This is a genomic window from Acinetobacter vivianii, from assembly GCF_014635885.1.
GTDB lineage: Bacteria > Pseudomonadota > Gammaproteobacteria > Pseudomonadales > Moraxellaceae > Acinetobacter > Acinetobacter vivianii.
Map to the genome: position 1 here is coordinate 114,664 of NZ_BMDR01000008.1, position 25,175 is coordinate 139,838.

30 protein-coding genes are annotated in these 25,175 nt (G+C 43.2%); 19 read left to right on the forward strand and 11 right to left on the reverse strand.

Annotated features, from left to right (window positions below; translation table 11 throughout):
* Positions 1 to 115: 115 nt before the first annotated feature.
* The 6 genes from IEV36_RS15620 to IEV36_RS15645 all read left to right on the forward strand — a co-directional run bounded on the left by IEV36_RS15620 (position 116) and on the right by IEV36_RS15645 (position 3,617).
* Positions 116 to 643: a PadR family transcriptional regulator gene (locus IEV36_RS15620; protein WP_005255696.1), complete on the forward strand. Its 528-nt coding sequence runs from the start codon at positions 116 to 118 to the stop codon at positions 641 to 643.
* 145 nt (positions 644 to 788) lie between these two features.
* Positions 789 to 1,091 carry a DUF3861 domain-containing protein gene (locus IEV36_RS15625; RefSeq protein ID WP_004773258.1) on the forward strand — a complete coding sequence of 101 codons (303 nt, stop codon included), beginning with the start codon at positions 789 to 791 and terminating at the stop codon, positions 1,089 to 1,091.
* A gap of 31 nt (positions 1,092 to 1,122) precedes the next feature.
* A complete protein-coding gene (locus IEV36_RS15630; protein WP_032810744.1) occupies positions 1,123 to 1,383 on the forward strand; it encodes a DUF2798 domain-containing protein in 261 nt (86 codons plus the stop codon).
* Between the two features lie 139 nt (positions 1,384 to 1,522).
* Positions 1,523 to 2,470, forward strand: a complete 948-nt coding sequence (locus tag IEV36_RS15635; protein ID WP_005255693.1) for a pirin family protein — start codon at positions 1,523 to 1,525, stop codon at positions 2,468 to 2,470.
* Positions 2,467 to 2,865: an OsmC family protein gene (locus IEV36_RS15640; protein WP_005255691.1), complete on the forward strand. Its 399-nt coding sequence runs from the start codon at positions 2,467 to 2,469 to the stop codon at positions 2,863 to 2,865. Before IEV36_RS15635 ends, IEV36_RS15640 begins: the two co-directional genes overlap by 4 nt.
* A 98-nt stretch (positions 2,866 to 2,963) precedes the next feature.
* A complete protein-coding gene (locus IEV36_RS15645) occupies positions 2,964 to 3,617 on the forward strand; it encodes a glutathione S-transferase family protein (protein WP_005255689.1) in 654 nt (217 codons plus the stop codon).
* A gap of 53 nt (positions 3,618 to 3,670) precedes the next feature.
* On the opposite strand, the gene IEV36_RS15650 is transcribed toward IEV36_RS15645, so the two are convergent.
* The 3 genes from IEV36_RS15650 to IEV36_RS15660 form a co-directional block, all read right to left on the reverse strand.
* Positions 3,671 to 4,279 carry an SPOR domain-containing protein gene (locus IEV36_RS15650; RefSeq protein ID WP_004773251.1) on the reverse strand — a complete coding sequence of 203 codons (609 nt, stop codon included), beginning with the start codon at positions 4,277 to 4,279 and terminating at the stop codon, positions 3,671 to 3,673.
* Between the two features lie 206 nt (positions 4,280 to 4,485).
* Complete coding sequence (gene argS / locus IEV36_RS15655; RefSeq protein ID WP_005255687.1) at positions 4,486 to 6,276, reverse strand: arginine--tRNA ligase; 1,791 nt, start codon at positions 6,274 to 6,276, stop codon at positions 4,486 to 4,488.
* 174 nt (positions 6,277 to 6,450) lie between these two features.
* On the reverse strand, positions 6,451 to 7,371 hold the full coding sequence (locus tag IEV36_RS15660; RefSeq protein ID WP_005255685.1) for a Dyp-type peroxidase: 921 nt from the start codon (positions 7,369 to 7,371) through the stop codon (positions 6,451 to 6,453).
* A gap of 156 nt (positions 7,372 to 7,527) precedes the next feature.
* Between IEV36_RS15660 and IEV36_RS15665 the strand changes: the two genes are divergently transcribed.
* Positions 7,528 to 8,151: a LysE family transporter gene (locus IEV36_RS15665; RefSeq protein WP_032863823.1), complete on the forward strand. Its 624-nt coding sequence runs from the start codon at positions 7,528 to 7,530 to the stop codon at positions 8,149 to 8,151.
* Between the two features lie 7 nt (positions 8,152 to 8,158).
* Here the strand turns inward: IEV36_RS15665 and znuB are convergent, their stop codons facing one another.
* The 3 genes from znuB to IEV36_RS15680 are packed head-to-tail and all read right to left on the reverse strand — an operon-like array spanning position 8,159 to position 10,230.
* The gene (znuB, locus tag IEV36_RS15670) at positions 8,159 to 8,968 is read right to left on the reverse strand and encodes a zinc ABC transporter permease subunit ZnuB (protein ID WP_004773244.1); all 810 of its coding nucleotides are present in this window, start codon (positions 8,966 to 8,968) and stop codon (positions 8,159 to 8,161) included.
* A 3-nt stretch (positions 8,969 to 8,971) separates the two neighbouring features.
* Entirely contained in the window at positions 8,972 to 9,760 is a 789-nt protein-coding gene (gene znuC / locus IEV36_RS15675; RefSeq protein WP_004773242.1) for a zinc ABC transporter ATP-binding protein ZnuC, read from the reverse strand.
* Positions 9,733 to 10,230 (reverse strand): transcriptional repressor, encoded by a 498-nt coding sequence (locus tag IEV36_RS15680; RefSeq protein ID WP_004773240.1) that lies wholly within the window; start codon positions 10,228 to 10,230, stop codon positions 9,733 to 9,735. The genes znuC and IEV36_RS15680 overlap by 28 nt, the downstream gene beginning before the upstream one ends.
* 220 nt (positions 10,231 to 10,450) lie before the next feature.
* Here IEV36_RS15680 and IEV36_RS15685 point away from each other — a divergent pair, with 220 nt between their 5' ends.
* From IEV36_RS15685 to IEV36_RS15735, 11 genes are all read left to right on the forward strand, one after another.
* Positions 10,451 to 11,290 carry a metal ABC transporter substrate-binding protein gene (locus IEV36_RS15685; protein WP_005255680.1) on the forward strand — a complete coding sequence of 280 codons (840 nt, stop codon included), beginning with the start codon at positions 10,451 to 10,453 and terminating at the stop codon, positions 11,288 to 11,290.
* Positions 11,291 to 11,460: 170 nt separating this feature from the next.
* Positions 11,461 to 11,859 carry an ATP synthase subunit I gene (locus IEV36_RS15690; protein WP_004773236.1) on the forward strand — a complete coding sequence of 133 codons (399 nt, stop codon included), beginning with the start codon at positions 11,461 to 11,463 and terminating at the stop codon, positions 11,857 to 11,859.
* 99 nt (positions 11,860 to 11,958) lie between these two features.
* Positions 11,959 to 12,834, forward strand: coding sequence for a F0F1 ATP synthase subunit A (atpB, locus tag IEV36_RS15695; RefSeq protein WP_004773235.1), 876 nt, complete (start codon positions 11,959 to 11,961; stop codon positions 12,832 to 12,834).
* Between the two features lie 82 nt (positions 12,835 to 12,916).
* On the forward strand, positions 12,917 to 13,162 hold the full coding sequence (atpE, locus tag IEV36_RS15700) for a F0F1 ATP synthase subunit C (RefSeq protein WP_000424060.1): 246 nt from the start codon (positions 12,917 to 12,919) through the stop codon (positions 13,160 to 13,162).
* 39 nt (positions 13,163 to 13,201) lie between these two features.
* Entirely contained in the window at positions 13,202 to 13,672 is a 471-nt protein-coding gene (locus tag IEV36_RS15705) for a F0F1 ATP synthase subunit B (RefSeq protein ID WP_004773233.1), read from the forward strand.
* 11 nt (positions 13,673 to 13,683) lie between these two features.
* Positions 13,684 to 14,220, forward strand: a complete 537-nt coding sequence (locus tag IEV36_RS15710) for a F0F1 ATP synthase subunit delta (RefSeq protein ID WP_004773231.1) — start codon at positions 13,684 to 13,686, stop codon at positions 14,218 to 14,220.
* A gap of 42 nt (positions 14,221 to 14,262) precedes the next feature.
* Complete coding sequence (gene atpA / locus IEV36_RS15715; protein ID WP_004773229.1) at positions 14,263 to 15,807, forward strand: F0F1 ATP synthase subunit alpha; 1,545 nt, start codon at positions 14,263 to 14,265, stop codon at positions 15,805 to 15,807.
* Between the two features lie 77 nt (positions 15,808 to 15,884).
* Positions 15,885 to 16,754, forward strand: coding sequence for a F0F1 ATP synthase subunit gamma (gene atpG / locus IEV36_RS15720; protein WP_004773227.1), 870 nt, complete (start codon positions 15,885 to 15,887; stop codon positions 16,752 to 16,754).
* A gap of 30 nt (positions 16,755 to 16,784) precedes the next feature.
* A complete protein-coding gene (gene atpD / locus IEV36_RS15725; protein ID WP_004656517.1) occupies positions 16,785 to 18,179 on the forward strand; it encodes a F0F1 ATP synthase subunit beta in 1,395 nt (464 codons plus the stop codon).
* 28 nt (positions 18,180 to 18,207) lie between these two features.
* Positions 18,208 to 18,627 (forward strand): F0F1 ATP synthase subunit epsilon, encoded by a 420-nt coding sequence (locus tag IEV36_RS15730; RefSeq protein ID WP_005228378.1) that lies wholly within the window; start codon positions 18,208 to 18,210, stop codon positions 18,625 to 18,627.
* A gap of 132 nt (positions 18,628 to 18,759) precedes the next feature.
* Positions 18,760 to 19,245: a DUF2846 domain-containing protein gene (locus IEV36_RS15735; RefSeq protein ID WP_005255679.1), complete on the forward strand. Its 486-nt coding sequence runs from the start codon at positions 18,760 to 18,762 to the stop codon at positions 19,243 to 19,245.
* Positions 19,246 to 19,306: 61 nt separating this feature from the next.
* Here the strand turns inward: IEV36_RS15735 and IEV36_RS15740 are convergent, their stop codons facing one another.
* The 5 genes from IEV36_RS15740 to IEV36_RS15760 all read right to left on the reverse strand — a co-directional run bounded on the left by IEV36_RS15740 (position 19,307) and on the right by IEV36_RS15760 (position 24,286).
* A complete protein-coding gene (locus IEV36_RS15740) occupies positions 19,307 to 19,903 on the reverse strand; it encodes a PM1805 family lipoprotein (protein WP_005255678.1) in 597 nt (198 codons plus the stop codon).
* A gap of 173 nt (positions 19,904 to 20,076) precedes the next feature.
* The gene (locus IEV36_RS15745) at positions 20,077 to 20,622 is read right to left on the reverse strand and encodes a glutathione peroxidase (RefSeq protein WP_005255677.1); all 546 of its coding nucleotides are present in this window, start codon (positions 20,620 to 20,622) and stop codon (positions 20,077 to 20,079) included.
* Positions 20,623 to 20,739: 117 nt separating this feature from the next.
* The gene (locus tag IEV36_RS15750; protein ID WP_005255676.1) at positions 20,740 to 21,513 is read right to left on the reverse strand and encodes an AraC family transcriptional regulator; all 774 of its coding nucleotides are present in this window, start codon (positions 21,511 to 21,513) and stop codon (positions 20,740 to 20,742) included.
* 16 nt (positions 21,514 to 21,529) lie between these two features.
* A complete protein-coding gene (locus IEV36_RS15755) occupies positions 21,530 to 22,744 on the reverse strand; it encodes an MFS transporter (protein ID WP_005255675.1) in 1,215 nt (404 codons plus the stop codon).
* A 321-nt stretch (positions 22,745 to 23,065) separates the two neighbouring features.
* The gene (locus IEV36_RS15760) at positions 23,066 to 24,286 is read right to left on the reverse strand and encodes an MFS transporter (protein ID WP_005255673.1); all 1,221 of its coding nucleotides are present in this window, start codon (positions 24,284 to 24,286) and stop codon (positions 23,066 to 23,068) included.
* A 136-nt stretch (positions 24,287 to 24,422) separates the two neighbouring features.
* On the opposite strand from IEV36_RS15760, the gene IEV36_RS15765 reads away from it, so the two are divergent.
* Positions 24,423 to 25,076, forward strand: coding sequence for a TetR/AcrR family transcriptional regulator (locus IEV36_RS15765; protein ID WP_171067962.1), 654 nt, complete (start codon positions 24,423 to 24,425; stop codon positions 25,074 to 25,076).
* Positions 25,077 to 25,175 lie beyond the last annotated feature (99 nt).

The window sequence follows — 25,175 nt, forward strand, 5'->3', positions numbered from 1 at the left end:
AAATAACTCATTCAATATCAGAATCTTAAAATTTAAAGATATATCTTAACTTGTTTTAAGATAAATTAAGATATATCTTAATATTTATAATTTGAGCAATACGAGAAAAATAAAGATGAAACACGCATCCGATCATCACGAAAGCGAACGTGATCTCCAGCATAGAGAACATCACCGTTCTGGTCGTCGTGGGCGTCTATTCGAATCTGGCAGAATGAAACTGTTGGTGCTGCATCTTATTCAGCAAAGCCCAAAGCATGGTTATGAAATTATTAAAGAAATTAGCGATCTGGTCGGCGATGGTTATTCACCCAGTGCAGGCACGATTTATCCAACCTTGACTGCATTGGAAGAAATGAATTGCATCTCATTACTCGATGCTGAACGTAAGCAATATCAAGTCACCGAATATGGCGAAACTTATCTAAAAGAACAGCAAGAGATGCTGCTGGCGCTCCTGCAAAAATTACGCTTGAGACGTGAAATTCATAATAATGATCAACTGATTGATATCCATCGTGCTATGGAGAACCTTAAAACCGCATTGCGTTTAAAGCTGAATGTTGCGGATTTAAAGCCTGAACAGATTCATCAAATTGCAGAACACATTGATCAGGCTGCGATTGCCATTGGGAGGCTATAGGCGGGAACTAAAGCTGTTAGCGCGACAGCAGAAAATCAAAAGGGCGCAATTGCTGCGTTCATTAGACATTGTATTTAACCAGGATTAAATTGACCTGATGTAGGTCGGAATTAAAGAGAATGCTTAAGCATTCTGGAGCATAGCGATGAAACAACATCAATATCATGTGACAGTCCAACACTTAAAAGATAATAAAGGGCAAGCCTCAACCTACACCGAACGTCTGGAATTCTATACAGGCAATCATGATGACATTTTCGAGATTGTTGAGCGTTTAAAGAAGGGCGAATTTTTTGATGATCAAACCACCAAGTCATTTGCAGTTGGCTTAAAACTGTTTAGTGAAGTCATGCTAGAACATCGGGATCATCCACTATTTGAAGATTTCTGGCCGCACTTTGGTCAGTTTATGAAGAACCTAAAACAGCAAGTGAAAAATTCAGCATGAATATTTCCAGCTTTGAATTGAGTCTGATCTATTGAAAACGTCCAAACCATTCATCCGTAAATTACCTGCTCAATATGCGGCATGGATTATCCCGCTCATCTTGTCTTGCCTGATGAGTGGCACTTTATCTTTTGCAAATCTGTTGATGAACCTCGGTTTTTCAACAGCATTGATCAATCAATGGCTGAGCACATGGATGGTTTCATGGGTGATTGCCTATCCGCTGGTTTTGATTTTCTTGCCTTTGGTGAGGCGATTGACCAGCCTGATTGTGGAAATGCCACCTCATTAATATTTGAATGAACGTGTGGTGGGATTGTCTCATGAATGGCACTCTGCGTATTACCAAAAGACTATATTGAATGAGGTGGGTATTGTTAAGATCAATAAAACAACTCATTGCAATAGCATAGGTAAAAGAGAGCAAAATCATGAGCAATAATAATGACTACGATATTTCTGACTCAAAAGACTGCGAAACGTATATCAATCAATTTATTCAGGAATTTACCATTCGCTCAGCGGAAATTGGCAAAGGAACTGTCATCAAACGTGCGTTACCGAGTCGCCATAAACGCTTAGTCGGCGCATGGTGTTTCCTTGATCATGCAGGGCCTGTGAGCTTTCCTGCTGGCGATGGGCTTGATGTTGGGCCACATCCGCATATTGGTTTACAGACCTTTACCTGGATGATTGAAGGCACCATGATGCATACCGATAGTCTGGGTTCAAAACAGTTGATCCGTCCAAAACAAGTCAACTTGATGACTGCGGGTCGAGGTATTTCGCATACTGAAGTAGCACCTGATAGTGAAACTAAAATGCATGCCGCACAGCTCTGGATTGCCTTGCCAGATGATAAGCTCAATATTGACCCTAAGTTTGAGCATTATCCAGAATTACCTGTGGTCAGCAAAGATCAGGTTGAATTTACGGTATTGGTCGGCGATTTCTTGAAAACAATATCACCTGTTCAAGTGCATACACCGTTGGTCGGTGTTGATTTAACGGCACAAGCCGATACCAAAACCCGTATTCCATTGAATCCAAAATTTGAATATGCCTTTATGGCTTTGGAAGGTACAGCGCGTGTAAATGGGCATGAACTTACAGCCGATAACATGGTGGTGCTTGAAACTGGATTGACTGAAATTGAGGTTGAGTTAACTCAAGGTCATCGTTTGCTGTTAATTGGAGGTGAACCATTTGAGTCTCCAATCTTGCTATGGTGGAATTTTGTGGGACGTACCATGCAAGACTTGCAGCAGGCACGAGAAGACTGGATTAACCATGATGCGCGTTTTGGTGAAATTCCGGATTATCAAGGCAAGCGCTTAGAAGCTCCAGTATTACCAGACCAGATGAGGGCTTCAAAATGAGCATCATTGCCAGCAGCAAAGTCCTGACCTTAGCTGAACCTTGGAAAGGTGAGGTGAGTAGCGGTACACATCAGTTCCTCACCGATAAGCCTGAGCAGTTTGGAGGACATGATACAGGTCCTGCGCCGTATGATTTCCTCACCGCAAGTCTGGCCTCATGTACTATGATCACCTTGCGTATGTATGCGCAGCATAAGGAAATCGATCTGGGTGAATTTACAGTTGAGGTTGATTTTCATAGCAATCGCGAGCAGCAGGAGCGTATAGAACGTAGAGTTGTGTTCAAGCACACTGTTGCACAAGACTTGCAAGAAAAACTTCTCAATGTCTGTAGCAAAACACCAGTAACTAAAACTTTGTTACGTAGTTTAGACATTCACACCATGATTCTTTAAGACTAAAGTGCTATTGTGCTGGGGCAAAACATAATTCTAAGTGCAATTGTGAGAGGGATCTAAAATCGCAATTGCACAGCAAAAAAGCAGGCACAAAAATGATTACCTTACATTATCTACAATGCTCACGTTCGTTCCGCATCCTGTGGGCATTAGAAGAACTTGGGATTGATTATCAGGTTGAGTATTATCAAAGGTTGCCGAGTTATGGCGCACCTGAGAGCCTCAAGAATATTCATCCTTTAGGTAAAGCCCCGATTTTGGTAGATGATCAAGAGGTGATTGTTGAGTCTGCTGTGATCCTGGATTATTTGCAGCAAGAATATGATTCACAACAGCTATTCAAACCACAATCAACTAAAGAACATCGGCAATATGCTTACTGGATGCACTATGCAGAAGGCTCTTTAATGCCTTTATTGGTCATGACTTTGGTGATGAATAGTGTCAGCAAACATGTACCTTGGGTGATTCGTCCGATTGCCGAAAAAATTACAGGTGGTGTAAAAGCAAGTTTTGTTCGTCCACGGGTGAAAGAACATATTCTGTACCTTGAGCAATATTTATCAGAACATGATTATTTTGCGGGAGATTTTTCCTTCGCAGATATTCAAATGGCATTTCCATTAATTGCGATTCAAAACCGTTTGCATGGTAAGTATCCGAATATTCAGGCCTTTGTACAGCGTGTACAGCAACGTTCTGCATTTCAAAAGGCAGAGCAGAAAAGCTTGCATTCGCAATGTGCCTAAATCTGAACAGTAAAAAAGGGAGCAACTCGCTCCCTTTTTTATTAGATATCCAGTTAGTGTTTAATTACGATTGAATCAATGCCACTATGTTGTAATGTTTGTTGAGCTGCAAGCGCCGACTCTTGGCTATCATAAGGGCCAGAGAAAACGCGATACCATGTCTGACCATTTTCAACACTTTTTACCACATCCGCAGACAAGCCATTCAAGATGATTTCTGCACGACGTGCATCCGCACTATCAGGATCAGGATAGCTGCGTACTTGTAAAATGTAGGTTGCGCGTGCTGGTGCAACAGGTTCACTTGGGGTGAGGCCCGCTGGATCTTCTGCTGTGGTGGTTTCAGGTTTTGGTGACTCAATAATTACGACATTACCTTGTTGCTTGGTCTCTGGCACCGCCTGTTCAGGGATTGGTGTGACTTGCTGCTGAGGGAGCAAATCATAGAAACGGTAGTCTTTATTGGTGTTTTCTTCTTGGTAATGCTCGGAAGTAACCTGATTTTTGGTTGGGACAGGTTGCCAAGGCTGCCAAAGCATCAGCATGACAGCTGCACATAGGATCGCAAGAATAGCGACAAGCATTCCTAACCACTTCGGAATGAGCGGTTTTTTAGGCTTGTTTGGTCGTTCAGATACACCACGTTGCGTTTTTCCAAACACCGGAAATTCCTCTTGATCCTATTCGTTTATTTGTAACTTGAATTTACTTAAAAACAAAGCATTATGTTTAAAAATAATGCTTTGTTTACCATATTGTTTAAAAATGATGGCTTAAGTTTACATGGCTTTAAGCTTTGCTGTTTTACAGCCCACCTCAAGCATAGCTTTCGGTCTTGCAGCCATGTGTGAAGCTTCGCTTCACTTTATTACATGGCTTCAGGAGCGGATACACCGAGCAATTCTAAGCCATTGCGTAACACTTGCTGTACGTTGATTGAAAGCAATAAACGCGCTTGTGTCAATTCAACATCATCGCCCAATACTTTATGTTCATTGTACCAAGCATGGAACAGGGCAGCTAACTCTTTGAGGTAGTTACCAATCTGATGCGGTTCATAGGCATTGGCTGCACGTACCAGAATATCTGGATAAGCGGCAAGTTTAGACAAGATCTCGGTTTCAGCATCGAGTTCTAAACGGTTGGCATGTTCGCGTGCTGCGCTTAGGTCTAAATTAAGACCCGTTGTCGCTGCTTTTTCTAACATACGGCAAATACGTGCATGCGCATATTGGATGTAATACACCGCATTGTCTTTGCTTTGAGAAACTGCAAGATCAAGGTCAAAGTCGATGTGCTGTTCAGATTTACGCATCACATAGTAGAAACGGGCAGCATCGTTACCCACTTCCTTACGCAAGTCACGTAAAGTCACGAACTGACCTGAACGAGATGACATTTGCACCATCTCACCGCCACGCCATAAGCTCACGAACTGAACTAAAAGTACCGTCAATTTCTTCGAGTCATAACCCATTGCATCAATGGCAGCTTTTACACGTGAAATATAACCGTGGTGGTCCGAACCCCAGATATCAATCAGGTCTGTATAACCACGTTGTAATTTATTCAAGTGGTAAGCAATGTCAGATGCAAAGTAAGTGGTTTGACCGTTACGACGTTTTACAACACGGTCTTTTTCATCACCAAATTCAGTTGATTTAAACCAGATGTTGCCGTCTTTTTCGTAGAGGTAACCACGTTGATCTAGCGTTTCAAGTGCTTCATCAATCTTGTCAGTTAATGAATCTTCGCTGAACCATTTGTCGAAGGTTACACCAAAGTCAGCTAGATCATCTTTAATATCATCCAGAATGGCATGTAAAGCTGCCTGATGGAACACGCGATAAGCTGCACCCAAGTGTTGTTGCGAGTTCGCAATCAAACCATCAATGTGCTTTTCTTTATCGCCTGAAAGCACAACTTTATTGCCTTCAGCATCAAGTTCTTCAGCATATTGCACATCTTCTGGTACATCTTTATAGATGTCAGCAACGGCACGAATGTGTGAATCGCCATCTTTATCAATAATTTCTTGTGCGATTTCTTTAACGTAGTCGCCTTGATAAGCATTTTTAGGGAAAACCAGTGTTTGCCCAGTCAATTCTAAATAACGTAAATAAGTTGAAGTCGCCAAGATATCCATCTGACGGCCAGCATCGTTGACATAGTATTCACGATCAACTTTTGCACCCGTTGCTTCGAGTAAGTTCGCAACGGTCATGCCATACGCAGCACCACGGCCATGACCGACATGCAGGCTAGAAGTTGGGTTTGCAGAAACGAATTCGACCTGAATTTTTTTAGTCGCATTGGCTTGGCTGCGACCATATTCATTTTTTTGTGCCTGAATCTGGTCGAGCACTGCATAACGTTGGTCTGCATTTAAAAAGAAGTTAATAAAACCAGGACCTGCAATTTCTGCTTTGGTAATGTCAGCGACTTCTGGAAGTGCTGCCAGAATTTTTTCAGCAAGATCACGTGGTTTCATGCCTGCGGCTTTAGAACCGATCATGGCAATATTTGAAGCAAAGTCTCCGTGACTTCGGTCTTTGGTACGGGTTAAATGGCTCGTGTTGGTCCAATCTGAAGGGAGTACACCTTGCTGTTGCAGGGTTTGTACCGCATGATCAAGAGCTGCTTGTATTGCCGTATTCATAGTTACCGAAAATAAATGTCGCGGAAAAACGTCAAATATAGCAAACTTTGCAGGCTTAAGGGGAGAGTGATTTAGCTGGAATTCACATATTCCGGTAAATCTTTTGTCAGTTCTTGTTTTTGTAGTTGCAGAATAGATGCTATATTATTGAATAACATAGCATCTTTCGATTTTTTAATCTTCTAAAACCTGTTCCAGCAATTCATCGCTTGGCGCAAAATAATAAGCACCATCGATTGCAGTGGTAAAATGCAATAAGCGGTCATGGATGCCATCTCCAGCTGTTCCAAACATGCGCTTAAGCATTTCATCAATGATGCTTAAATTGTTGGTATAAGCCACAAAGAAAAGTCCTTGTTCGCCTTTACCATCTCCATAAGGTAGGCTGTGACGCAAGATTTCCATTTCTTCGCCTTCATCATCTTCAACGACTGTACGCGCGACATGTGAGTTTTCTGGTTTTACGTCATCATCGAGTTCAATCGATTCAAGTTTGGTACGACCAAATACATGTTCTTGCGCATCCACTTTGAGCTGGCGCCATTTGACTAGGTCATGCGTATAGCGCTGAGCAAAGATAAAACTGCCATCTGCAAAAGCACCCGCTTCTTCAGGAAGTAAAGCCGCCTCAGCACGATCATCAGGGAATTGTGGATTCTCTGTTCCATCAATAAAGCCTGTCATGTCACGACCGTCGAAGAAACGGAAGCAGGCACGCTCATCCAGTACTTCAACTTTATCCTGAATGCCAGTAAAGAAGGCCTGACTCATGGCAAAGCAGATATCTGCACGCGCACTGGCAATATGGATAAAGACATCAGCTGGCACTACTGGCATGTTAAATGCCCCACTTTGAGGGTCAAGTTGCTTGAACCCTTCAGGTGTTTGTGCATAAAGTTTTGCCCAAAGTTCAGGACCGAAGGCGATAGCCGTTTTGATCTGGTCATTGGGATGTTGAGTGATTAAACGATCGCGCGTTGAAAGTAGAGCTTCAATCTGTTGTTTTAATTCAGCAATGTTTAAGTCTTTTAAACGTAACACAATAAAGCGTGCATGATCAGAAGGTAATGGAAGAATGACAGATTGCGCAGTCATTAAAATCTCCTTAGTGTTTAAGGGATAAAAAAAGAATTATTGTGCCTGATGTTAGGAGAGCTGAGTAGCTTATTTATGCAATTTTGTTGCCTAAAAAAGCATCGTAACTTGTCAATAAAACAGTATAATTCACCTTTTCGTTTTGATGCTGTGCTTATGTCTTTGCAGGTTTGGTTTGCTTTTATGTTGGCGTGTTGGGTGATTAGCATCTCGCCAGGCGCAGGCGCAATTGCATCTATGTCGAGTGGTCTCAATTATGGTTTTCGGCATGGTTACTGGAATGTGATTGGCTTACAGATCGCATTGATGATTCAATTCTTGATCGTGGCCGCAGGGGTAGGGGTGCTGTTTGCGACAACGCCGTGGGCTTTTCAGGCGGTGAAATGGTTTGGTGTCGCTTATCTGATTTATCTGGCCTATAAGCAGTGGACTGCACCTGTTCAAACGATTGAGATTCAGCAGGAACAATATCAATCTGCTTTCGCCTTAATCTTGAAAGGCTTTGTGGTGAATATGAGTAATCCGAAAGCGATTGTCTTTTTGCTTGCTGTTTTGCCTCAGTTTCTGGATCTGAGCCGACCACAGTGGCTGCAATACCTGATTATGGCGATCACGATGGTGATCATTGATCTGATTGTGATGGCGGGATATACAGGACTGGCATCGAAAGTACTCAGGCTGTTGCGCTCACCCTCACAGCAAAAGTATTTAAATCGTGGTTTTGCTGTGATGTTTAGTGGCGCAGCACTGTTATTAAGTGCGATTCAACAGTCAAGCTAATAGCCGATTAGGCAGATTGAGCTTGGCTTTTTAATTTTTGTACGAGGAAAATAGTGGCAAAGCAGAGTGCCATACATAAAACAATGCTTAAGCCCGTCGAAATATTGAGCGCCGCACTCGACCAGAGACCGACCGTCACACCGAATTGAGCCAGTACAAAGGCCCAGATCACCATTTGTTTTGGAGAATGGGCCAGTAGGCGAGCGCTCAGCGCTGGAATCACCAGCAAGGCACCCATCAATAATGAACCCACCGCACGTAATGCCAACACCGTAAATAATGCCAGTAGCAACATAAAGATTAAACGTTGCCAGTTGGCGCTGACGCCTTCACTCATGGCAATATCTGGATCAATGGCAATTTGAATCTGCGCTGACCATGAACGATAGAGTACGATCAATGCTGCCGCAATGACGACCGCAAACATAGGTAAATCAGTCCATTCAATGCTGAGCAGATCACCAAACAAATAGCTAAGCAACTCTGGACGCAAGCTTGGTACCTGTTGAATCAACAGTAGGCCAGAACAGAGCAGGGTGGCAGAGCTTAAAGCCAGCAATGCATCATTCGGTAAGCGCGAGTCGTGTAATACCCAGAGAATCGCCACCAGTAATAATGCCAGACAGGCGACGCCTAACCAGAACGGTAAATTGAGGATTCCTGCAATCGCAACGCCGAGCAGGGTGCCATGTGCCATGGTATCGGCAAAGAAAGACATTCTGCGCCAAAGCATCAGGCAACCGAGTGGTGCAGTCAGGAAAACCAGCAGTGAACCCATGATCCAAGCAGGTAAGAGGAGTTGTAACCATTCCATCATGGCTTAGACCTTCGGCTCAGGGTGAATATGTGGGCGTGGATCATGGGTGCAAGGCTCGGCATGATCACTGTGACCGCAGTGGTTGTGATGATGCTGATAGAACATCCGTTGTGTACCAAAAATGGCCTGATATTCAGGATGTTGCTGGATACTTTCCGGTAAACCACTACAGCAAATATGTTTGTTCAGACAGACGACACGATGAGTCCCTTGCATGACCCATTGCAAATCATGCGAGACCATCAATACGGCACAGCCATAACGTTCTGGCAGGCTACGTACATATTCGTATAGTTCTGCTTCGGACTGGATGTCCAGACCTTGCATGGGTTCATCCAGCACCAGAATATCTGGCTGACGTAATAAGGCTCTCGCAAGTAAAACCCGTTGCCGTTCGCCACCAGACAGTTGCTGTACTTTAGATGACTGTAACTTCTGGATGCCCGTATCGCGAATGATTTCTGCACGAAGCGATGCTTCGCAAACTTCCAGATCCAGTAAGTCTTGTACACGTAAGGGTAGGCTGGCAGAAGGATTAAACTTCTGTGGTACGTAAGCCAGCTTTAATTTTTTTGAGAAATGTATTTTGCCTTTAGTCGGTGACATGATCCCGAGCAGGACTTTAATTAAAGTTGATTTACCTGCACCATTGGGACCGATCAGCGTCACAATCTCTTTTGCTTGTAGCGAAAAATCGACATTTCTCAAAATATCCCGTTCATCAAGTCGAACCGAGATACCCTCCAGTTGAATAAGTGGAGTGCTTATTGAAGTGTGCTGCACTGATGACATTTTCCAGAAATTTCAATAATGCTATGTTGAGCAGAAAACTGGTCTGAGGCAGCAAGTTGATCAAGTTGTTGGATCAGTCCCTGAGCGGAGGCTTCTTTTACAGAATGACATTCAGTGCAAATCAAAAATGCAGCCTGATGTCCTTCACGTGGGTGACAACATGGAATATAGGCATTAATAGATGTTAAGCGGTGAATCAGACCTTTTTCTAATAAGAAATCTAAAGTGCGGTACACCGTGGGTGGCGCAGCAGGTCGATCTGCCTGACCTTTTATTTTAGCTAGCAAGTCATAAGCACCCATTGGTGCAGAGGCATTCAAAATGAGTTCAAGGACTTCTTTGCGTAAAGGTGTTAGGCGTGCGCCAGTCGCAGTACATAAAATTTCTGCTTCAGCAAGTCGCGCTTTAATATCGTGATGACCGTGAACACCATGTAAAGCATTGTCATGTTCATGTGAACAAGAACTCATAGATTGACCTCATTGTTTTTGTAGAGTCTATTGATTCTTCACTGGCATAGAATGGCTCGCTGATGTCTCAATAGCCCTGCTATCATAACATGCAATTTATGATAACTATCTATATAAGTGAAGCGCACGACGGATAGTGCGGCAAATCTGAAAATAGACATAGGTATTTTGCAACTTTTGTTATATTATAACATGCTTCGCCAAATTGAGTAATATTGTGATGTCCCGCCTAATTGTTCTCGTCTTGTTTTCAATGTTAAGCACATGGGGCTGGACACAAAGCTTGGTGGTTTCAACACATCCAATTTACCTGATTGCGAAAGAAGTCACGGAAGGGGTGGAAGAACCTGTTCTTTTATTGAAAGACCAAAGTGGTCATGATGTACAACTAACACCTGCACACCGTAAAGCGATTCAGGATGCTTCTCTCGTTATCTGGTTAGGCAAGTCGCATGAAGCGCCCCTCGAAAAGATGTTGAATCAGAACCGTAAAGCGATTGCGCTATTAGACTCTGGTATTTTAACCGTCTTGCCACAGCGTAACCTGCGTGGTGCATCTTTGGCGAACACAGTGGATAGCCATGTCTGGTTAGAACCAAATAATGCCGTACGTATTGCGTTCTTTATTGCAACTTTACGTTCACAACAACATCCAGAAAATAAAGCCAAATATCTTGCCAATGCCAAAGCATTCTCACAACAAATGCTGCAGGCATCACAACAATATGAAAGCTCAAGCAAGGCGAAAAACTACTGGTCTTATCACGATGCCTATCAGTATCTGGAAAGAGCATTAAATCTAAAATTTGCGGGCGCTTTGACCGATGATCCACATATTGCACCGACAGCAGCGCAAATTAAGTACTTAAGAGACAATCGTCCGCAGAATAAAATGTGCTTATTGGCCGAAACGACAGCAAGTTCGAGTCAGTACCAAAAAATGAACCCAGTAGTTTTCCAATCCGTCGATGAAAGCATGCGTGGGGAAGACGATTTTGTAACAGCGTGGAAAAAATTGGCTTCAAAAACTGATAAGTGCGTAATAAGTGCACAAAATTGATGAAAAAAATAAAAATCAATTGACTCTAGCGTCAAAAAATATGGTAACGAAAAAACCAGACTTAAGTCGAGAAAAGATTGCATGTTCAGGGGTGTAACTCTATAATGCCTGCGATTCGAAACGATCATGATTAAAACTTGTCAAGCAGTTCTGCTGTAAGTGGGTAAAAAATGAGCCAAACTAGTCGCATGATTGACCGACGATTAGCAAAAGCTTTGGTCTTCTTACAAGCATGTATGATTCCCGTTGCCGCTTTACTGGCATGGGCAATGAAAGACACAACTGCTGCTTTGAGTGCTGCGCTTGGGGCTTTGGTATGTTGGTTGGCACATTGTTATTTTGCTTGGCAGTCGTTTAGAACGGCAGGCGCAAGAGCATCAAAACAAGTCATGCTGAATATGTACCGAGGGATGCTCGGTAAGTTTGCGATTGTGATCGTGGGTTTTATATTAATTTTGAGCAATGTTAAACCGCTGTCACCGGTTGCATTGTTTTGTGGATTTATTCTCGTACAAGCGATGTCGTGGGTCGCGCCATTTTGGGTGGCACGTCTACAAAAACGAGTTTAAGACACATTTTAAGATTTTTGGAAGTAGAAGCGGAATCATTGCCATCCGCACGATTCGTTTCTCTTCTTTTTAATGATTGACATTGACCAGGTGTGATTTATGGCTGCTGAAGAACATGCCCTGACTTCGACCGAGTATATCAAGCATCACTTGACCAATATGACCTATGGCAAAATGCCTGACGGTACATGGAAATTGGCTGAGACTGCTGAAGAAGCTCAATCGATGGGGTTCACTGCAATTCACTTGGATTCAATGGGTTGGTCTATCGGACTTGGTGTGATTTTCTGTTTGATGTTCTGGATCGTTGCGAAAGCTGCTAACGCAGGTGTTCCAACGAAATTCCAGTCAGCAATCGAAATGATTATCGAGTTTGTTGACTCAAGTGTTCGTGATACTTTCCACGGCAAATCACGCTTAATTGCGCCATTGGCATTAACCATTTTCGTGTGGATTTTCCTCATGAACTTAATGGACTTAATCCCTGTTGACTGGGTTCCGTATCTAGCTCAACAAATTGGTGCAAGTGTGTTTGGTATGGACCCTCACCACGTGTATTTCAAGATTGTTCCATCTACTGACCCTAACATTACTTTAGGTATGTCTTTGTCAGTATTTGCCTTGATCTTGTTCTACAGTATTCGTGAGAAAGGGATCGGCGGTTTCGTCGGTGAATTGGCACTTAACCCATTCAACCCAAGTAACAAATTTGCAAAAGCGTTATTGATTCCAGTGAACTTAGTTTTGGAATTAGTAACTTTCCTTGCTCGTCCAGTTTCGTTGGCTCTACGACTGTTCGGTAACATGTATGCGGGTGAGTTGATCTTCATCTTGATCGCATTATTGCCGTTCTGGATCCAGTGGGCGTTATCTGTGCCTTGGGCTATCTTCCACATTCTCGTAATCACGCTGCAAGCATTTATCTTTATGATGCTGACCATCGTTTACTTGAGCATGGCAAGCGAAAAGCATTAATGGTATTGCCTAACTGTCACCTGATGGTTGGGCTTAAATTTTAGTTTAATTTGGTAATAACCTAACCTCTGAGGAATTTTTCATGGAACTCACTTTAGGTCTAGTTGCAATTGCATCTGCTATCTTGATCGCTTTCGGTGCTTTAGGTACTGCGATTGGTTTCGGTCTTTTAGGTGGTCGCTTCTTAGAAGCTGTTGCTCGTCAACCAGAATTGGCTCCACAACTTCAAACTCGTATGTTCTTAATTGCGGGTCTTCTTGATGCTGTGCCTATGATCGGTGTTGGTATTGGCTTGTTCTTCATCTTCGCTAATCCATTTGTAGGTTAATAGCTTAATTCCTAAATCCACATATTGAGGAATAGCGAAATGAATATCAACCTCACATTGATTGGCCAAGCGATTGCATTTGCGTTTTTTGTCGCATTCTGCATGAAGTTTGTTTGGCCACCACTAATCAATGCGATTAGTGAGCGTCAGCGTAAAATCGCTGATGGCTTAAATGCTGCTGAAAAAGCAAAAGCTGACCTTGCTGATGCGCAAGCACAAGTTAAGGCAGAATTAGACGCAGCAAAAGCACAAGCGGCTCAATTGATCGAACAAGCGAACCGTCGTGCAGCACAATTGGTCGAAGAAGCGCGTACCCAGGCATCTGCTGAAGGTGAGCGTATTCGTCAACAGGCGAAAGAAACTGTTGATCAAGACATCAATTCTGCTCGCGAAGAATTACGTCAACAAGTTGCTGCTTTGGCAGTTGCTGGCGCAGAAAAAATTCTGAACCAACAAGTTGACGCAGAAGCTCATAATGCCATGCTGAATCAGCTGGCTGCTAAACTTTAAGCGAGGCGAATATGGCTGAACTCTTGACGTTAGCACGCCCGTACGCCAAAGCAGCATTTGCTTATGCATCTGAGCAGAATGCAACTGACGCTTGGTCAAATGCGTTACAACTGCTCGGTGCTGCGGTGCAAGACGAAGCATTTTCCGCTTATTTAAATCGCCCTGAGCTGACTCCTGCGGAACAAGTAGGTCTTTTTGCAAAGGTTTTAGGTGAAGATCAATCACAATCAGTGTCTAACTTTTTGACATTGCTTGCGGATAACGATCGTTTGGTTTTATTGCCTGAAATCGCTGCAGAATACGAATTACTTAAATCGCAGAACAACAACACGTTGGAAGTAGAGATTGAATCTGCTTTCCCAATGGATGCGACACAAGAGCACATTTTGGCTCATGCGCTTGAAAAACGTTTTAACAGAACCGTTCAGGTTACTGTCAACGTTAATCCAGCGTTAATCGCAGGTGTTGTGATTCGTGCAGGCGACCAAGTGATAGATGACTCTGCGCTTAACAAGCTTGAAAAAATGCGGACTCGTCTTCTTGCCTAACAGCAAAAAGACTGAACTTAAAAAAGATTGAGGAATAGCGCAATGCAACAACTGAATCCATCCGAGATCAGTGCGCTCATTAAACAGCGTATCGGCGATCTGGACACCAGCGCGACCGCTAAGAATGAAGGTACCATCGTCATGGTATCTGACGGTATCGTGCGTATTCACGGTCTTGCGGATGCAATGTACGGTGAAATGATCGAATTCGACGGCGGCTTATTTGGTATGGCACTGAACCTAGAACAGGATTCAGTGGGTGCCGTTGTTTTAGGTAACTACCTAAGCCTTCAAGAAGGTCAAAAAGCTCGTTGTACAGGTCGTGTATTAGAAGTTCCGGTTGGTCCTGAACTTCTTGGCCGTGTAGTAGATGCTTTGGGTAACCCGATTGATGGTAAAGGCCCTATTGATGCAAAACTTACTGATGCTGTTGAAAAAGTAGCACCAGGTGTAATTTGGCGTCAGTCTGTCGACGAACCTGTTCAAACTGGTTATAAATCAGTTGATACCATGATCCCTGTAGGTCGTGGTCAGCGTGAGTTGATTATTGGTGACCGTCAAACTGGTAAAACAGCAATGGCGATCGATGCGATCATCGCTCAGAAAAATTCTGGCATTAAATGTGTATACGTTGCGATTGGTCAAAAACAATCAACAATTGCAAACGTTGTACGCAAGCTAGAAGAAACTGGCGCTATGGCGTATACAACTGTTGTCGCAGCTGCGGCCGCTGATCCTGCAGCAATGCAGTATTTAGCTCCGTACTCTGGCTGTACAATGGGTGAATACTTCCGTGATCGTGGTGAAGACGCGTTAATCATTTATGATGATTTGTCTAAGCAAGCTGTTGCTTACCGTCAAATTTCATTACTTTTACGTCGTCCACCAGGTCGTGAAGCGTATCCAGGTGACGTATTCTATCTTCACTCGCGTCTTCTTGAACGTGCTTCGCGCGTTTCAGCTGATTATGTTGAGAAATTCACGAACGGTGCAGTAACTGGTCAAACTGGTTCTTTAACTGCATTACCGATCATTGAAACTCAAGCTGGTGACGTATCTGCATTCGTACCAACGAACGTAATTTCGATTACTGACGGTCAGATCTTCTTAGAAACATCATTATTCAACGCAGGTATTCGTCCTGCTGTGAACGCGGGTATCTCTGTATCTCGTGTTGGTGGTTCTGCGCAAACTAAGATCATCAAAAAATTGTCTGGTGGTATCCGTACCGCTCTAGCGCAATACCGTGAATTGGCTGCGTTTGCTCAGTTTGCTTCTGACCTTGATGAAGCGACTCGTAAGCAACTTGAGCATGGTCAACGTGTAACTGAGTTAATGAAGCAAAAACAATATGCTCCTTACTCAATCGCTGACCAGGCTGTATCTGTTTATGCATCTAACGAAGGCTATATGGCTGACGTAGAAGTGAAGAAAATCGTAGACTTTGATGCTGCGTTAATCTCTTACTTCCGTTCTGAATATGCTGCGTTAATGCAACAGATCGATGAAACTGGTGATTACAACAAAGACATCGAAGCAGCAATCAAATCAGGTATTGAGAGCTTCAAAGCGACTCAAACTTACTAAGTTTATCTTTAGTTAAGTTTGGTTCACGGATCAACCTTCGGAAGCTCGAAAGAGCTTTCGAATACTAGGTTAAGCGTATGGCAAATTTAAAAGAAATTCGCGCCAAAGTAGCTAGTATCAAGAGCACGCAAAAGATTACTCGCGCGATGCAAATGGTAGCTGCTTCGAAAATGCGTCGTGCGCAAGAGCGCATGGCTCAGGGCCGTCCGTATGCCGATAATATGCGCCGTGTAATTGCTCACTTGGTACAAGCAAACCCTGAATACAAACATCGTTATATGGTTGAACGCCCAGTTAAGCGCGTTGGCTATATCGTTGTGTCTTCAGATCGTGGCTTGGCGGGTGGCTTGAACATTAACTTGTTCAAGAAAGTTGTGCAGCATGTCAAAGCACAACAACAGCAGTCAATTGAAGTTGAATTTGCTTTGATTGGTCAAAAAGCGGTTTCGTTTTTTAAGAATTACGGCGGTAAAGTGCTTGGTGCAACGACCCAACTTGGCGATGCGCCGAGTTTGGAACAGTTAACAGGCTCAGTACAAGTAATGCTTGATGCATTTGATAAAGGCGAACTAGATCGTATCTATCTCGTTTCAAATGGCTTCATCAATGCAATGACTCAGCAGCCTAAAGTAGAACAACTTGTTCCTTTAGCACCGGCAGAAGAAGGCGATGACCTCAACCGTACTTATGGTTGGGACTATATCTACGAACCAGAAGCAGAAGAATTGTTAAATGGTTTGTTGGTTCGCTATATCGAGTCTATGGTTTATCAAGGTGTGATTGAAAACGTTGCATGTGAGCAGTCAGCTCGTATGGTCGCGATGAAAGCAGCGACAGACAACGCAGGACAACTGATTAAAGACCTACAACTCATTTACAACAAGCTGCGTCAAGCCGCGATTACTCAGGAAATTTCCGAGATCGTTGGCGGTGCCGCTGCCGTTTAACATTATTAAGTTTGAATTGAGGAGACAGCAATGAGTAGCGGTCGTATCATTCAGATCATCGGCGCGGTTATCGACGTCGAGTTTGAGCGCAATAGCGTTCCTAAGATCTATGACGCTCTCCAAGTTGACGGTACTGAAACTACTTTAGAAGTTCAGCAACAGCTTGGCGATGGTGTTGTTCGTACCATCGCAATGGGTTCTACAGAAGGTCTTAAACGTGGCCTTAATGTAACTAGCACAAATGCACCGATTTCTGTTCCAGTAGGTCCAGCGACACTTGGTCGTATCATGGACGTATTGGGTCGCCCTATCGATGAAGCAGGTCCTGTAGCGACTGAAGAGCGTTTGCCGATTCACCGTCAAGCACCTTCTTATGCTGAACAAGCAGCTTCGACTGACCTTTTAGAAACTGGTATTAAAGTCATCGACTTACTTTGCCCGTTCGCGAAAGGTGGTAAAGTTGGTCTGTTCGGTGGTGCCGGTGTTGGTAAAACCGTTAACATGATGGAGTTGATCAACAACATCGCGAAAGCTCACTCAGGTTTATCTGTGTTTGCTGGTGTTGGTGAGCGTACTCGTGAAGGTAACGACTTCTATCACGAAATGAAAGATTCTAACGTTCTTGATAAAGTAGCAATGGTCTACGGTCAGATGAACGAGCCACCAGGTAACCGTTTACGCGTAGCGTTAACTGGTTTGACTATGGCTGAATACTTCCGTGATCAAAAAGACGAAAATGGTAAAGGTCGTGACGTATTATTATTCGTCGACAACATCTACCGTTATACACTTGCGGGTACTGAAGTATCAGCATTGTTAGGTCGTATGCCATCTGCAGTAGGTTACCAACCGACACTTGCAGAAGAAATGGGTGTTCTTCAAGAGCGTATTACGTCTACTAAATCTGGTTCGATCACATCGATCCAAGCAGTATACGTACCTGCCGATGACTTAACAGATCCATCGCCTGCAACAACGTTTGCTCACTTGGATGCTACAGTTGTATTGAGCCGTGACATCGCATCTTCTGGTATTTATCCAGCGATCGATCCACTTGACTCAACTTCACGTCAGTTAGACCCATTAGTGGTTGGTGCTGAGCATTATGAAATTGCACGTTCTGTACAGAACGTATTGCAACGTTATAAAGAGCTTAAAGACATCATCGCAATCTTGGGTATGGACGAGTTAGCTGAAGAAGATAAATTGGTTGTTTACCGTGCGCGTAAAATCCAACGTTTCTTCTCTCAACCGTTCCACGTAGCTGAAGTCTTTACTGGTGCACCTGGTAAATTAGTACCACTTAAAGAAACGATTCGTGGCTTTAAAGGTCTATTAGCTGGTGAATACGATCACATCCCAGAACAAGCGTTCTATATGGTTGGTGGTATTGACGAAGTGATTGCTAAAGCCGAGAAACTTTAATTAGCAACTCTAATTTAAGGAGATTCTCATGGCGACTATGCAATGTGATGTTGTAAGTGTTAAAGAGTCGATTTACTCTGGACAAGTTACGATGTTAATCGCAAAAGGTGCGGGCGGTGAGCTTGGTATTTTACCAGGACATGCGCCACTCGTAACTTTGCTCCAACCAGGCCCGATTCGTGTTCAGTTGGAAAATGGTACAGAAGAAATCGTTTATGTATCAGGCGGTGTGTTAGAAGTTCAACCTCACGTTGTGACCGTGCTTGCAGATACTGCAATTCGCGCTGACAATTTGGATGAAGCTGCAATTATGGAAGCTCGTAAACAAGCTGAACAATTGTTAGCCAACCAAAAGAGTGATTTGGATTCTGCTGCTGCACTTGCTTCGCTTGCAGAAACTGCAGCTCAGCTTGAAACGATTCGTAAAATCAAAAACCGCGCACTTTAATTATTGCAGGTTCGAGATTAAAAAAAGCCACCGTCAGGTGGCTTTTTTTATTTAGATATCTTGAATAATTATAAATTTTCTATAAATTACCAAGCATATTTAGAATTATTAAACCAAAGAGTAAAAATCATCATGAAAATGATAAAAAGTCTTCCATTGTTCATTGCTGTGGCTTTTGTGGGGTGTGCATCGGTACCACCAGCGAATAATCAACTGAACGAACAAGCCAAGAAACTTGCAGCTCCTTCTGAGGGTAATGCCGCAATTTATGTTTATCGTTCAAATAGTGTTGTGGGTGCGGCACTCAAGAAAGATGTATGGGTAGATGGGGAATGTTTAGGTGAAACTGCTCGTGGCACATTTTTCTTAAAGGAAGTTTTAGGAAATCAAGAGCATACAATCTCGACTGAATCAGAATTTTCACCTAACCATTTGGTACTTAAAACAGAACCAGGTAAAAATTACTTTGTTCAACAATCGATCAAAATGGGTGCATTTGTTGGTGGTGCGAATGTGAAACAGGTTGATGATGAAACTGGGAAAAAAGCAGTAAGTGAATATAAACTTGCACAATCTGGTAAATGCAGTAAACCAACGATTACACTCGAGAAAAAGTAAAAAATAAAGCCACCGTCAGGTGGCTTTTTTATATGGAATCGAAAATTAAAATAAACGGACTTTAAGCGTTTGAATCATCTTTATTGCCGAGCACCAAGGTTGCCAGTTTCACCATATCCATTTGAATGGTGTTGAATTGCTTTTCAATCTTGACAAAATCAATTTTTGAAAGATCAGTTTGACCATGCAATAACGGCATATTTAACAGTTTTTGATTTGCAGTTAATAAGTTTTGGCGGATCTGATCCACTTCATTGCTTCTTAAATTTAACGATAATAAAGCATCATGCAAGCCATGTAGCTCTTGGTTTAAATCACCTGTTGTATGCTGTAATTTCTGGACATTCTTATCTTGAATGGCTTGTTCAAGATTGCTTTGTGATTGCTTGAGTAGCGTTACATAGTCATCAGTTTCAATTTGCAACTTGGCAATATCGCGGGCGATATTCAGCATATTGCCTTTGCTCAGGTTTTGAGTGTCCTGAGTAATGCTTGCTTCACGTTCTGTATCTTCAAAGGTTGTTATTGATTGTTCAATCTCAGTGTTTTGCTCAGCTTGCTCATTGTCATGAGGAACCTGATCGCAACCTGCCAGCGTTAAGAGACTAACCAAGGTGGTTACTGAGAGAATGGCTTTGATAGAGAAATGTTCCATCATGGCTGAACTGCACCAGATTATGAGAAGAGCGTCACTATAATGAGAAAATGTGGAGAAAAAAGTGATTTTTGCAATTCAGCAACAGTTTGATGTAGGAAAATGGTAGAAGGAACTGTCTAGGAGTTTAAAAGAAAAGAATAGATAAGCTATTCTTTTCTCTACATTTCTAATGCTTATTTTGCTAACTCGGCTTCAATCGCGCTGACAATGCGCTCATCATCTGCTGTAATATCAGGTGCAAAACGGGCAACCACTTCACCGTTCTTATTGATGAGGAATTTTTCAAAATTCCATAACACTTCAGGTGGGTTGTTTGGTGTTAAGCCGTAATCAACCAGATCTTTCCACCAAGGGCCTTCACCTGTACGCTCAGGAATTGCCTGAGTCAATGTCTCATATAAAGCATGTTTATCATCACCCGCAACCGAGATCTTGGCGAATAGCGGAAAATGCACGTCATAATTCAGTGAACAGAATTGTTGAATTTCATCGTTGCTGCCTGGTTCCTGTTCCAAAAAGTTGTTGGCAGGGAAGCCGAGGATTTCCAGACCTTGATCTTTCTTGGCTTGATACAGTTTCTCTAAGCCTTCGTATTGTGGGGTTAAGCCACATTTAGATGCAACGTTTACGATCAAAAGCACTTTGCCTTGATATTGATCAAGATCGACATCCTGACCTTTGATGTCCTTAACAGGGATGTGATAAACCGACTGGCTCATGGGATACGTCCTAATTTGTTGTTGTGACAAGACCTGTTTGTTTTAACTGCTATTGAGGCTGAGTGCAATCCTCTTGTTTGCAATACATACAAATAATAAGCAAAACCAAGGATTTGTTTAGCTTGCCGCATTTTTAAGCTGGATTGGTGTTTGTCCAGTATAGCGTTTAAAGAATTCAATAAAGCTGGAGCTATGATGATAACCCAGTGTAAATGCCAGTTGCTTTATGGTCATGCCTTGCCGAATTTGATTGATGGCAAAAATGATTTTGGCCCGATTACGCCATTCAGATAGAGACAATTGCAGTTCTTGCTGGCTGAGACGTAACACATGACGCTCACTGACCGGAAAATTTTGTAAGACTTTCTGTAGGCTGAGATGAAATAAATCTGGGTCTGCAAGCTGTTCCAGAATTGGAGAAAGAACGGGATGCGTGCTTTGCGGGAGATAATGCGAATAAGCGGGTGCCTGTTTCAGTTGATCATATAAAACCTGAAACAGGTGTTCGAGATACTCAGGTGCTGCCGCCTGTTTTTGCTGTTCCAGAATATGAATGACCAGCGCGCGGAAAAAAGGTTCAATACTAAAACAACGGCAAACTTCGCCTAAAAATGCGCCGAGCCGCGGATGTAATCGAATACAGATATAGTGGATTTCATGCTCAACAGGAAGTGACTGGTGCTCAGTGCGAGGCGGCAGCCACAGTCCATAGCTGGGAGGCGAGAGGTAATATTGCCCTTCAATATCAAACTCTAAAGTTCCGTTCAAACTGAAATTAAAATCCCCCCAGAGCGAAGAATGCGGGCTGACAATATCATCCTTTTGATATAGAAATTCATGGATTTCTATATCGCGTAGCAAGGGAAATTGTTCAGCAAGGTTATGCTTCATTCGGGGAGGCTCACTTTTAGTTTTCGCACGTCATTTTAGGGTTATTCAAGCCTTTGGCTAAAGTGAAGATGCTAATCAATGCCAAAGCCACAAAGCTGATAACGCCATAAATCAGGATGTTTTCATTGAAATGATCAACCACATAACCGCCAAGTAATGAACCAGTTGCAATCATGACCTGAAACATGCCGACGAACAAAGGCATGCCTTTTTCTACCGCATGCGGTGCATGCACAAACATCCAGATATTGGCAGAGGTTGGAAATGCGCCGAAGGCAAAGCCCCAGAGTGCGGTTAATACAATCGCGCCAAACTCATGAATCGCAAAGATCGGGAAGCCAAAGAACACAATCACAAAACAGATCCCGACAAAGGCGAGGGTATAGCGTACATTCAGATTACCACTATAGCCTGCAAATGCATTGCCGAAAATACCTGCAATCCCATAGAGCAATAACAGGGAACTGATGGTGGTGCCGTTGAATCCTGCAATATTTTTAAAGAATGGTGCCAGATAGCTATATGCACAGAAATGGGCGAGACCGATGAGCAAGACGATTAACATACCGCTACGTGCTTTGGGGGTACGTAATAACGCTGGTAGATCGCGAATATGAATGGCTGAATCAGGTTTTAGTTCAGGCAAGAAAATCAGTTGTACCACCAAGACAATCAAGCCAATGCCAGCGGTAATACCAAATGCACTGCGCCACCCGTAAAACTCGCTAAGCCAGGTTCCGATCGGAACACCGAGTACAGTGGCAAAGGTCACACCTGCCATGACGATGGCGGTTGCTTTAGCGATGGGTAAATGAGGCGGTGCCAGTTTGCCACTCAAGGCAATCGCAGTCGCCCAGAAACCACCAATCGAAATGCCTAATACCAAACGGCTCAATAACAGAACATTAAAGCTTTCTGCAAAGGCGGTAATGGTATTGGCAATCACCATAATTGCGGTCAGCAAGATCAATACATAGCGTCGATCAAGCTGTTTCACGGAAACGGGCAAGAGCGGCGCTGCAATTGCAGCCATCACCCCTGGCAGGGTAATGATTAAGCCTGCTGTGCCCACTGAGATATTCAGGTCGGCTGCAACACTGTTGAGCACGCCGACAGGTAAAAATTCACTGGTGACCAGTGCAAAGGCTGCGATGGCAACCGCTAAAATGGCATACCAACTTCCTTGTGTGGTTTGCGTGGGTCGTACGTCTGAAGATGTAGATTGTTGCATGGGATTTTCCTGAGGTGTCAGCACAAGGACAAAAGCTAAAGATGAAGTTTTATTTTATAACGATCACTATGAAATAAAATAAAGAATAAAAAGAGAGACGTCAATTAATTTTATAATGGTCATTATAAAAATATATGTGGCATTTATAAGAATTATGCATGAGCTGTCATCATGGGTACGCAGGCGATTGTTCAAGAAAAATACAGTCGCCCTGAATCATGGGAGTGGGCGAACTGTATAAGAGGAAAAGCAAATTTCTGGATTTTTCTCACAGAGCAAACAGAAGTCGTTTAATCTCCTGTTTGATCTGTAGGCTAAAGACTAATTTTTATAAGTGACTTTAGGATTATTTAAGCCGCGTGCCAGTGTAAAGATCAGGATAAGTGAACAAAGCACCAGCGGAAGCATCGCGAAGAATAAGATTGAGCCATCAAAATGGTCAACGATAATGCCACCGAACATGCTGCCCAGCGCAATCAGGATTAAAAAGGTCAATGTCACCATTGGCATACCTTTTTCAACCGCTTCGGGTGCATGCGTAAACATCCAGATATTCACAGCAGTTGGAATAATCCCGTAGGCGAAGCCCCATAAAGCTGTTAATACAATGGCAAGCATGACATTTGCCCCGACTAGCGGAAGAGCTAAAAATGCAAGCAAGAACGCAACACCACTCACTGCAAAGGTATAACGGATATTGATCTGACCGAGGTAGCCTGCAAAAACATTACCAAAAATTCCTGCAATCCCGTAGACCAACAGTAAACGGCTGATCAGGCTATCGGAAAAATCGACCTGATGTTTAAAGAAGGCAGAAAAGTAGCTATAAGCTGCAAAGTGGGCGAACCCCATGAATAGAAAAATGATCAGACCTTTGCGGGCGGCAGGATGTTGTACCAAGATTGGCAGCTCTTTCCAGCGCAAAGATGAAGAGGGCTTTAATTGAGGTAGATACAGGTACTGGAAGATCAAAAGCAAGATGCCCATAAGCGAAATCGCCGTGAAAGAGGTTTGCCAGCCATTATATTGAGCCAGCCATGTGCCCATTGGGACGCCTAACACGCTGGCTAAGGTCACCCCGAAAGCCACCCATGCAGTCGCTTTGGCAATGGGTAAATGAGGGGGGGCCAGACGACCACTTAATGCAACAGCAGTTGCCCAGAATCCTCCAACTGCAACGCCTAAAATGATTCGTCCGAACAATAAAATCATGAAATTAGGTGCAAATGCGGTGAGCAGATTGGCAATGATCATTAACAGGGTGAGCATTAATAAAAGCGAACGCCGATCCATTGTTTTGGCTGAGATCGGAATCAGGACCGCAGCAAACATGCCCACGATTGCAGTTAAAGAAACGGTGAGACCTGCTGTTCCGACTGAGATTTGAAAGTCACGCGCGATGTCATTGAGTACACCAATGGCAAGGAATTCGCCAGTGACTAAGGCAAAAGCGCTAAAGGTGACAGACAGTAAGGCAAACCAGTTACCTTGAGATGGATTAGATTCAAGTGCAGTTAGCTCAGCGGGCGTGGAGTTTTCCATAATAATTCCCTTTATTGTTATACAGATAACAATAAAATTGAAAAAACATTCGTTTTTATAACGATCGATATAAAATAAAATAGTTGATTAAAGTGCGTGCGTCAATTAATTTAATAGTGATCGTTATGAAATATTTGTGACAGTTATGACAAATGCACATGAGCCAACAGTAGCACCCTGTGATGACAGCTTAAAAAAGAAGCGTGGTCGTCCGAAGTGTTTTGATGAACAGCAGGCACTGGAAAAAGCCATGTTGCTGTTCTGGGCGAATGGCTATGAAGCGACGTCGATCAGTGATTTGACTCAGGCTTTGGAACTGACTGCACCGAGTCTATACAGTAGTTTTGGTGATAAAGCCGGACTGTTTTATAAATGCATCGATTATTATCTGGCACATGAAGCATGTCCAATTGTCCCTATTTTCTTAGAAGCCAAAACTGCCAAAGTTGCCTTTGAGCTGTATCTATATGACAACGTCAAACGTTTGGCGCAACCCAATAAACCAGCAGGCTGTATGCTGGTGGTGGCAACCATGAACTGCTCGGATAATGCGCAGGCGGTGCAACATAATATTCTGGAAAAACGTTTGCAAACCAAGCAGAAACTGTTTGAACGTTTAGAGCAGGGCGTGGCGAACGGTGATCTGGCAGCAACTGCTCCTTTACAGGAAATGACAGACTTCTATGCCACCGTGGTACAAGGTTTAACCATTCAGGCTCGAGATGGCGCAACGGTTCAGCAACTGCATAAAGTTGTGGAACATGCCATGCGCGCTTGGGAGCTGTTCTAGGCAGGGATGTCGTAAGCGCGATATAAATGTCTGAAATACGATATTTCAATTATTTTGGACATCTTCCACAATACATCCATTGCTGAGATATTGTGAGAA

What these genes read in the sequence shown, in the direction of transcription:
- IEV36_RS15620 (WP_005255696.1), top strand. Translation starts at nt 116, where the DNA reads ATGAAACACGCATCCGATCATCACGAAAGCGAACGTGATCTCCAGCAT.
- IEV36_RS15625 (WP_004773258.1), top strand. Translation starts at nt 789, where the DNA reads ATGAAACAACATCAATATCATGTGACAGTCCAACACTTAAAAGATAAT.
- IEV36_RS15635 (WP_005255693.1), top strand. Translation starts at nt 1,523, where the DNA reads ATGAGCAATAATAATGACTACGATATTTCTGACTCAAAAGACTGCGAA.
- IEV36_RS15640 (WP_005255691.1), top strand. Translation starts at nt 2,467, where the DNA reads ATGAGCATCATTGCCAGCAGCAAAGTCCTGACCTTAGCTGAACCTTGG.
- IEV36_RS15645 (WP_005255689.1), top strand. Translation starts at nt 2,964, where the DNA reads ATGATTACCTTACATTATCTACAATGCTCACGTTCGTTCCGCATCCTG.
- argS (WP_005255687.1), bottom strand. Translation starts at nt 6,276, where the DNA reads ATGAATACGGCAATACAAGCAGCTCTTGATCATGCGGTACAAACCCTG.
- IEV36_RS15660 (WP_005255685.1), bottom strand. Translation starts at nt 7,371, where the DNA reads ATGACTGCGCAATCTGTCATTCTTCCATTACCTTCTGATCATGCACGC.
- IEV36_RS15665 (WP_032863823.1), top strand. Translation starts at nt 7,528, where the DNA reads ATGTCTTTGCAGGTTTGGTTTGCTTTTATGTTGGCGTGTTGGGTGATT.
- znuB (WP_004773244.1), bottom strand. Translation starts at nt 8,968, where the DNA reads ATGATGGAATGGTTACAACTCCTCTTACCTGCTTGGATCATGGGTTCA.
- znuC (WP_004773242.1), bottom strand. Translation starts at nt 9,760, where the DNA reads ATGTCATCAGTGCAGCACACTTCAATAAGCACTCCACTTATTCAACTG.
- IEV36_RS15680 (WP_004773240.1), bottom strand. Translation starts at nt 10,230, where the DNA reads ATGAGTTCTTGTTCACATGAACATGACAATGCTTTACATGGTGTTCAC.
- IEV36_RS15685 (WP_005255680.1), top strand. Translation starts at nt 10,451, where the DNA reads ATGTCCCGCCTAATTGTTCTCGTCTTGTTTTCAATGTTAAGCACATGG.
- IEV36_RS15690 (WP_004773236.1), top strand. Translation starts at nt 11,461, where the DNA reads ATGAGCCAAACTAGTCGCATGATTGACCGACGATTAGCAAAAGCTTTG.
- atpB (WP_004773235.1), top strand. Translation starts at nt 11,959, where the DNA reads ATGGCTGCTGAAGAACATGCCCTGACTTCGACCGAGTATATCAAGCAT.
- atpE (WP_000424060.1), top strand. Translation starts at nt 12,917, where the DNA reads ATGGAACTCACTTTAGGTCTAGTTGCAATTGCATCTGCTATCTTGATC.
- IEV36_RS15705 (WP_004773233.1), top strand. Translation starts at nt 13,202, where the DNA reads ATGAATATCAACCTCACATTGATTGGCCAAGCGATTGCATTTGCGTTT.
- IEV36_RS15710 (WP_004773231.1), top strand. Translation starts at nt 13,684, where the DNA reads ATGGCTGAACTCTTGACGTTAGCACGCCCGTACGCCAAAGCAGCATTT.
- atpA (WP_004773229.1), top strand. Translation starts at nt 14,263, where the DNA reads ATGCAACAACTGAATCCATCCGAGATCAGTGCGCTCATTAAACAGCGT.
- atpG (WP_004773227.1), top strand. Translation starts at nt 15,885, where the DNA reads ATGGCAAATTTAAAAGAAATTCGCGCCAAAGTAGCTAGTATCAAGAGC.
- atpD (WP_004656517.1), top strand. Translation starts at nt 16,785, where the DNA reads ATGAGTAGCGGTCGTATCATTCAGATCATCGGCGCGGTTATCGACGTC.
- IEV36_RS15730 (WP_005228378.1), top strand. Translation starts at nt 18,208, where the DNA reads ATGGCGACTATGCAATGTGATGTTGTAAGTGTTAAAGAGTCGATTTAC.
- IEV36_RS15735 (WP_005255679.1), top strand. Translation starts at nt 18,760, where the DNA reads ATGAAAATGATAAAAAGTCTTCCATTGTTCATTGCTGTGGCTTTTGTG.
- IEV36_RS15740 (WP_005255678.1), bottom strand. Translation starts at nt 19,903, where the DNA reads ATGATGGAACATTTCTCTATCAAAGCCATTCTCTCAGTAACCACCTTG.
- IEV36_RS15745 (WP_005255677.1), bottom strand. Translation starts at nt 20,622, where the DNA reads ATGAGCCAGTCGGTTTATCACATCCCTGTTAAGGACATCAAAGGTCAG.
- IEV36_RS15750 (WP_005255676.1), bottom strand. Translation starts at nt 21,513, where the DNA reads ATGAAGCATAACCTTGCTGAACAATTTCCCTTGCTACGCGATATAGAA.
- IEV36_RS15755 (WP_005255675.1), bottom strand. Translation starts at nt 22,744, where the DNA reads ATGCAACAATCTACATCTTCAGACGTACGACCCACGCAAACCACACAA.
- IEV36_RS15760 (WP_005255673.1), bottom strand. Translation starts at nt 24,286, where the DNA reads ATGGAAAACTCCACGCCCGCTGAGCTAACTGCACTTGAATCTAATCCA.